The organism is Allofournierella sp., from assembly GCF_048388525.1.
In the GTDB taxonomy this organism is placed as follows: Bacteria; Bacillota; Clostridia; order Oscillospirales; family Ruminococcaceae; genus BQOK01.
In genome coordinates this window covers 1-5,567 of record NZ_DBGCTQ010000021.1, presented here as the reverse complement: position 1 = coordinate 5,567, position 5,567 = coordinate 1, and the positions used below count along the sequence as shown (strand labels likewise).

Below are 5,567 nucleotides of genomic sequence, written 5' to 3'. Positions count from 1 at the left end.
CCAGATCGGCGCCATACTCCCACTGAAACATTATCTTCCCCCATTCCGGCAGCCGCCTGCCTTTGCGCGGCCGCTTGTGCCGCGCAAAGGCGGGCGGTTCAAGGGTGGCGCTTCCCCGGCAGCGCGGCGCGCTCGCCGTGATACTCGCTCCTTTTTTGGCCCGTGTAAAAGCAGCTTGTGTTTTTGCCCTGGCACTTTGCCTGGTACAGCGCAATGTCCGCCCGCTCATACAGCGTTTCATACTCCCGGCCAAACTCCGGGCAGGCCGCCGCCCCCACGCTCAAGGTAACCTGTAACGCATCTTTTGCTTCGGGAATGCGCACGCGATGCACTGCCTCAAGCAGCTGCTCTGCGCGCTGCGCAAGGGCAGCCCGCCCCTGCAGGCCGGTGGCGAACAGGCAGAATTCGTCGCCGCCGATCCGCCCCAGCAGATCTTCCGCGCGGCACTGGAACAGGGTAATCATATAGCCGCAGGCAAGCAGAAGCAAGTCCTTCAGCACCAGGTCCAGGTGCACCGGCACGCTGATCTCCGCCGGGATATCCCCCCGGAACAGCTCCAGCACGGTCACCAGCGGCACAAAGGCCATCATGGCAAAGGGGGCGGGCCGGTCCACCAAAAACTCCGTCACCACCGCAATGCTCCCGTTGCACACGCCGGCGGCCAGCATGTGCCAGGCCTTCACATGGAAGTCCGCCACCAGCTTGTGCACCCAATGGAAGCTGGCCACGGTAAAGCTCACGGAAGACAGGAACAAGGTAACCGGGCTGGAAAACAGCCGGCTGAGAACATCGTTCAGTTCTGCCATAGCGCACCTCCCGCAGCCAGAATGTTTGGCCCGCGCTCAAATTGCTCCTGCCGGGGCAGGTTTGAAGCCCTGCGCCCTGCGCCCCGCGCAGCGCCTCTCAGCCCGTGGCCGGGCGGCGCAGCATCTCGCAAAATGCGGTCGCCGGCACCGGGCGTGAAAAGTAGTATCCCTGCTGCACCGGGCACCCATGCGCGGCCAAAAACTCGGCCTGCCCGCGGCTCTCGACCCCCTCCGCCACCATGCCCAGCTCCAGCTGCCGCAGCATGTCGATCACCCCGCCCAGCAGCAGCCTGCCCCGCTCGCCGCAGGTGCAGCGGTCCACAAAGCCCTTGTCCAGCTTCACCACGTCAAAGGGCAGCTCCCCCAGCATGTTCAGCGAGGAATAGCCGCTTCCAAAATCGTCCATTTCCAGCACAAAGCCCATCTCCCGCAGCTGCCTGCAGGTCTCTAAAAGCTTGGGCCCCTCCTGCGCGCAGGCGCTCTCGGTCACCTCCAGGTGCAGGGCCCCGGCCGGCAGCCCATAGCGCTCCAGAATGGCGGCCAGCCGGGCGCAAAAATTTTCGTCGCGGATGTCGCAGCGGGACACATTCACCGAAACGCTTTGCAGCGCAGGCATTTGGGGGTCCGCTCTCCAGGCCTGCATAAAGCGGCAGACCTCTTCCCATACGTAAAAATCGAGCTGGGTGATCAGGCCCCCGCTCTCCAAACAGGGCACAAAGGCCGAGGGCTGCAGCATGCCCGCCCGGGGGCGGATCCAGCGCACCAGCGCCTCCGCCCCCACAAACTCCCGCCGGGTAAAGTCCACCTGGGGCTGGAAATACACCTGGAACTGGCGCTGCTCCATCGCCTGCGGAAAATTTTTAAGCACTTCCCCTTGCTGCATCGGCATTTGGCCGTCCTCCCTCCGGTGATAAAAGGCGGGTGCGGCGCCGCTGTATCCCACATAAAGCGCGTCCCCGCTTCCGGTCACTTGGCCGCCCCGGCGGCTTCCTCCTGCACTGCCGGCTCCTCCCCCGGCGCCTGCGCCGCAGGTTCGGCCAGCCGTATCTCCGGGCGGGCGCCCTCCGGCTGCACAATCTCCACCTTGCCGTTTATCCTCGCGCCCTCCGCCACGCCCAGCCGCCCGGCGGTAAGATCGCCCTGCATGTACGCCTTGGCGCTGAACAGGTGGGTCAGCGCCTCGATCCGCGCGTTGCCCTTCAGCGTGCCCCCCAGCGCAAGTTCCTGCGCCGTCACCGCGCCCTCTATCTCACCGCTCTCCGCCACCCGGGCGCTGCCGCTGCAAACAAGGTCGCCCTTGACCTTCCCGCTGTTCAGCGAAAAGCTTTGGCAGGTGATGTTTCCCACCACCACGCCCGTCACGGAAACCTGTTTCGAGCACACGATATTCCCCTGCACCCGCCCCTCAATTACGATCGGCTCCTCCGAGGCAATATCTCCCTTCACCTGGGCGGCCGCCCCCAAAACGGTCCGCTGCGGGGCCATGACCAGCGGCGCCTGCGGCTCGGCCCTCTCCGCCTGTTCCGCCGTCGCCGCCAGCTCGCCGCCGCGCCGCTGCACATCCTCTTCCAAAATCGCTGCCCGCCCTTTTTTAAACGGCATTTTCTGCACCTTCCTTTCTGATAAACACGGGGGCATTTTCCCCTTACCCTGTCAGCGCCTGCCAGGCCTGGCCGGGCGTGGCCAGGCCGCGGCTCTGAATGGCATATACCTGAAACGGCGCTCCCTCGCCCGGCGCGCCGCCCTGCACCCGGTCAAACAGCTGGATGCGCACCGCGGCTTCCTTTTTGCCCACGGCCTCCACCTGGCAGTAGTACACCGCGCCGTCCGTGCCCTCAAGCTGGGACCAGCCCTCCAGCGGGCCCGGGGCAAAGGCCCCGCCCGCCCAGTGGCCCCATTGCTGGCCGCCGGTTTTCCCCAGCGCCAAAAACAGGTAGCAGGCCTCGCTGCCGGGCTGCACGTTCACGGCGGGGGCGCACTCGCTCACGCCCTCCCCCACCGCCGGGCTGCCGGTAAAGCCCTCGCCGGTAAAGCTCACCTCCAGGCTGCCCCAGGTAAACACCTCGCTGCGGCGCACCGCGCCAGCCGCCAGCCAGCCGAACACCAGGGCGGCCGCCGCCAAAGCGGCGGTGGCTGTCAGCACCCTTCGCCGCAGTCTTTGGCGGGCGTTCTCCGCGCCCTGGCGGCGCTCTGCGGTTTCGTTCATCCCTGCTGCACCTCCTCTGCGCCTTGGCGGCAGATCGCCGCCCAACCGGGTAGCCCGTCGCCCGCCGCCTCAATTCCTTCCGCCAGTACCTGCACCTCCAGCCGGCCCTTTCCCTCACCGCTCACACTCTGCAGCAGCGGCGCGGTGGCTTCGCCCGGCTGGAGCACGCCGTGATAATAAAAATACCCGTCCGTCGGCTCATAGCTCCAATACCTTCCGTCCCCGTCCGGCACATCCCAGCCGGCGGCCAGGGTAAAGGTGATCCCGCCCATACGGTACTCGCCGTCCGCAACACCGGCCGGCCAGTCTCCCACAGGCTCGCCGTTTCCGGCGCCCCCGCCGTCCCGCCAGACCGGCACCAGCGCGGCCCGCACAAAGGCGGGGGCCGCGCCCGGGTTTTCCTGCGGGCTCTTGTTGTAAACCGCCGCGGCCAGCGCGTCGCCGCCGGTGCCGCCCGCAAGATACAGATCCTCGCGCAGCCAGTCCCCCTGCTTCACCGCAATATCCACCGAGGCGCCAAACTGCAGGGGCGCCGCCCCGCCGCTCTGCAGCGCAAGATAGGGCAGCGCCCGCCGCCGGCTCACCGCCAGCAAAAGCAGCAGCATCAGCAGCACCACCGCCGCGCAGAACAGTGCCCGGGCCCAGGGGTGGGGCTGTGCCGGCCCCCGCCGGTCCTCCTGCCACTCCGGGGCGGGCGCCGCCGCCCCGGGCCGTACAGCCTGCTTAAACATGCGCCTGCCTCCTCTCCTCGGCCTCTGCCTCGCCGGGGCCGTCCTGCTGTTCGTCTGCCTTTTTCAGCCAGTGGGGCAGCGCCAGCCACAGCGCCAGCATTGCGGTCAGGGCGGCTCCCGCCGCAATGCCGGGCCAGGTGTGCAGGCAGGCCGCTGCCCAGCCCAGCCAGGGCACCGCCCAGCCGCCCCGCCCCAGCACGCTGCCATAGGGGATCACCGTTCCGTCAAACTGGGCGTTGTGGTCGCCCAGTACCCGCAGCTGCTGCCTTTCCGGGTCTGTCTCCGTCACCCGCGCGGTCAGCACCTGCCCATCCTTCAGCCGGTAGGTCACCTTGTCGCCCGGCGCCAGTTCCCCGGCCTGCGCGCCGCGCACAAACAAAAGGCTGCCCGCCGTGTAGGCGCCGCGCATTCCGCCGCTGGTCACGATATACGGCCGCCAGAAAAACAGCGCCGCAGTCAGCAGCACCGCCAGCACTGCCAGGGTGGCCGCCAGCCCCAAAGCAAGCCGCCCCGCCGTCAAATTCGCTTTTTCCATCCCTTATCCCTCCTGCCCGCCGCCCATGTTCACGGCAAAGGTTGGGTCGCTGAGCCACTGCTCATTCTGCAGCTCCACCGAAACGCTCACCCGGGCGGCCGTGTCGGTGCCCGCCGCGCCGGTGTACTGGCGCGCCGCGGTGATCTTTTCCGGTGCCCAGGTGCATCTTTCCCCCAGCACCACCGTGGCGTCCTCCGGGTCGTTGCGGGCGCTTCCGGGGTTTTCATCCAGATAGCCCGCGGCCCCATAACGCCAGCTCCAGTTCTCCAGCTGCTCCACTGTATACGTGCCCCACTTAAGGCCGCTCACGGTTTTGCTCCCCTCGCCCTGCACCGCCTCGTAAAACACCTCCCGCCGGCTTCCCGCCTGGCGGGTGATGCGGAACAAAAAGCTCTGGTTCGGCGGAATGGCAGCGCCGTCGCCGCTCTCCACCGCAAGGTCGATCTGCCCCTTTGCCACCCGCACCGACAACACGTTGTCCGTTCTGGCGCGGGCGTAGCCCGGCAGCACGTTTCCCACCGGGTCCAGGTAGCGGCCGTTGCCCGTGCGCACCAGCGTGTCCGCCCCCTCAATCCTGGCAATCCCCAGCATCAGCATGCGGTCGCCCAGGGTATAAGGCTGGTAATCAATGTGATAAACGTAGTTGGTGTTTTCAGCGGGCATGGCGCTCACCAGCGTTTCGTCCCCCTCAAGCCGGCAGTCCAGGTAGCCATAGGCGTCGTCCACCCCGTAATCGTTCAGCTTGTAATGCTTTTCCAGCAAAAACGCCCGCAGGTCGCCCGCGGCCTCCAGGGTCTGCCCGTAAAACAAAAACTGTTCCTCACAGTAGCTTTTGAGCGGGCGCAGCTGCACGTTTGCCGTGGGGATGGGCAGCCAGATGCTGTTCTTCCCCTCCTTCAGCAAGCAGGAATCCGCCGTATTGGTGGGCACCATGTTCCCCCCTGGGAACGAGGACCGGGCGCGCACCGTGGCGGTCCACAAACGGGTCTGCCCGCCCGTGATGTTCTGGCCGTCCCACCGCACAAAGCTCTCGTTGAAGGAACTGGGCTCCTGCGAAAACTCGTGGGTGGGGTAAAAGTGCCCGTCGATCTCGTCATACACCGTAAAATCCCGGATCGCCGGCATGGGCACCCGGACCTTGTTCAGGGCCGCCACCATATCCTGCGCCATGTCCTGTGGGGCCATATGCTCCTTCTGGAACGCGCTGGCCTTGCCGTCCGGGTGGAACAGCAGCACCTTACTGTAATAATAATTGCCCTGGTTCGCCGTGCTGTAAGTCAGCCCGTCCG

General features: G+C 66.4%; 7 protein-coding genes. All 7 read right to left on the bottom strand.

The genetic code is table 11. The annotated features are described in order from the left end of the window. Positions 1–98 precede the first annotated feature (98 nt). Positions 99–806, bottom strand: coding sequence for a GGDEF domain-containing protein (locus ACMLHZ_RS01880; protein ID WP_418666119.1), 708 nt, complete (start codon positions 804–806; stop codon positions 99–101). Positions 807–903: 97 nt separating this feature from the next. After that, on the bottom strand, positions 904–1,695 hold the full coding sequence (locus ACMLHZ_RS01875) for an EAL domain-containing protein (protein ID WP_418666118.1): 792 nt from the start codon (positions 1,693–1,695) through the stop codon (positions 904–906). Positions 1,696–1,772: 77 nt separating this feature from the next. Beyond that, complete coding sequence (locus ACMLHZ_RS01870) at positions 1,773–2,408, bottom strand: bactofilin family protein (protein ID WP_418666117.1); 636 nt, start codon at positions 2,406–2,408, stop codon at positions 1,773–1,775. Positions 2,409–2,451: 43 nt separating this feature from the next. After that, a complete protein-coding gene (locus ACMLHZ_RS01865) occupies positions 2,452–3,012 on the bottom strand; it encodes a hypothetical protein (protein WP_418666116.1) in 561 nt (186 codons plus the stop codon). Beyond that, positions 3,009–3,743, bottom strand: a complete 735-nt coding sequence (locus tag ACMLHZ_RS01860; RefSeq protein ID WP_418666115.1) for a hypothetical protein — start codon at positions 3,741–3,743, stop codon at positions 3,009–3,011. Before ACMLHZ_RS01860 ends, ACMLHZ_RS01865 begins: the two co-directional genes overlap by 4 nt. Continuing rightward, the gene (locus ACMLHZ_RS01855; protein WP_418666114.1) at positions 3,736–4,278 is read right to left on the bottom strand and encodes a hypothetical protein; all 543 of its coding nucleotides are present in this window, start codon (positions 4,276–4,278) and stop codon (positions 3,736–3,738) included. Before ACMLHZ_RS01855 ends, ACMLHZ_RS01860 begins: the two co-directional genes overlap by 8 nt. A gap of 3 nt (positions 4,279–4,281) precedes the next feature. After that, on the bottom strand, positions 4,282–5,567 hold a 1,286-nt coding region (locus ACMLHZ_RS01850; protein WP_418666113.1), incomplete at its 5' end, for a hypothetical protein.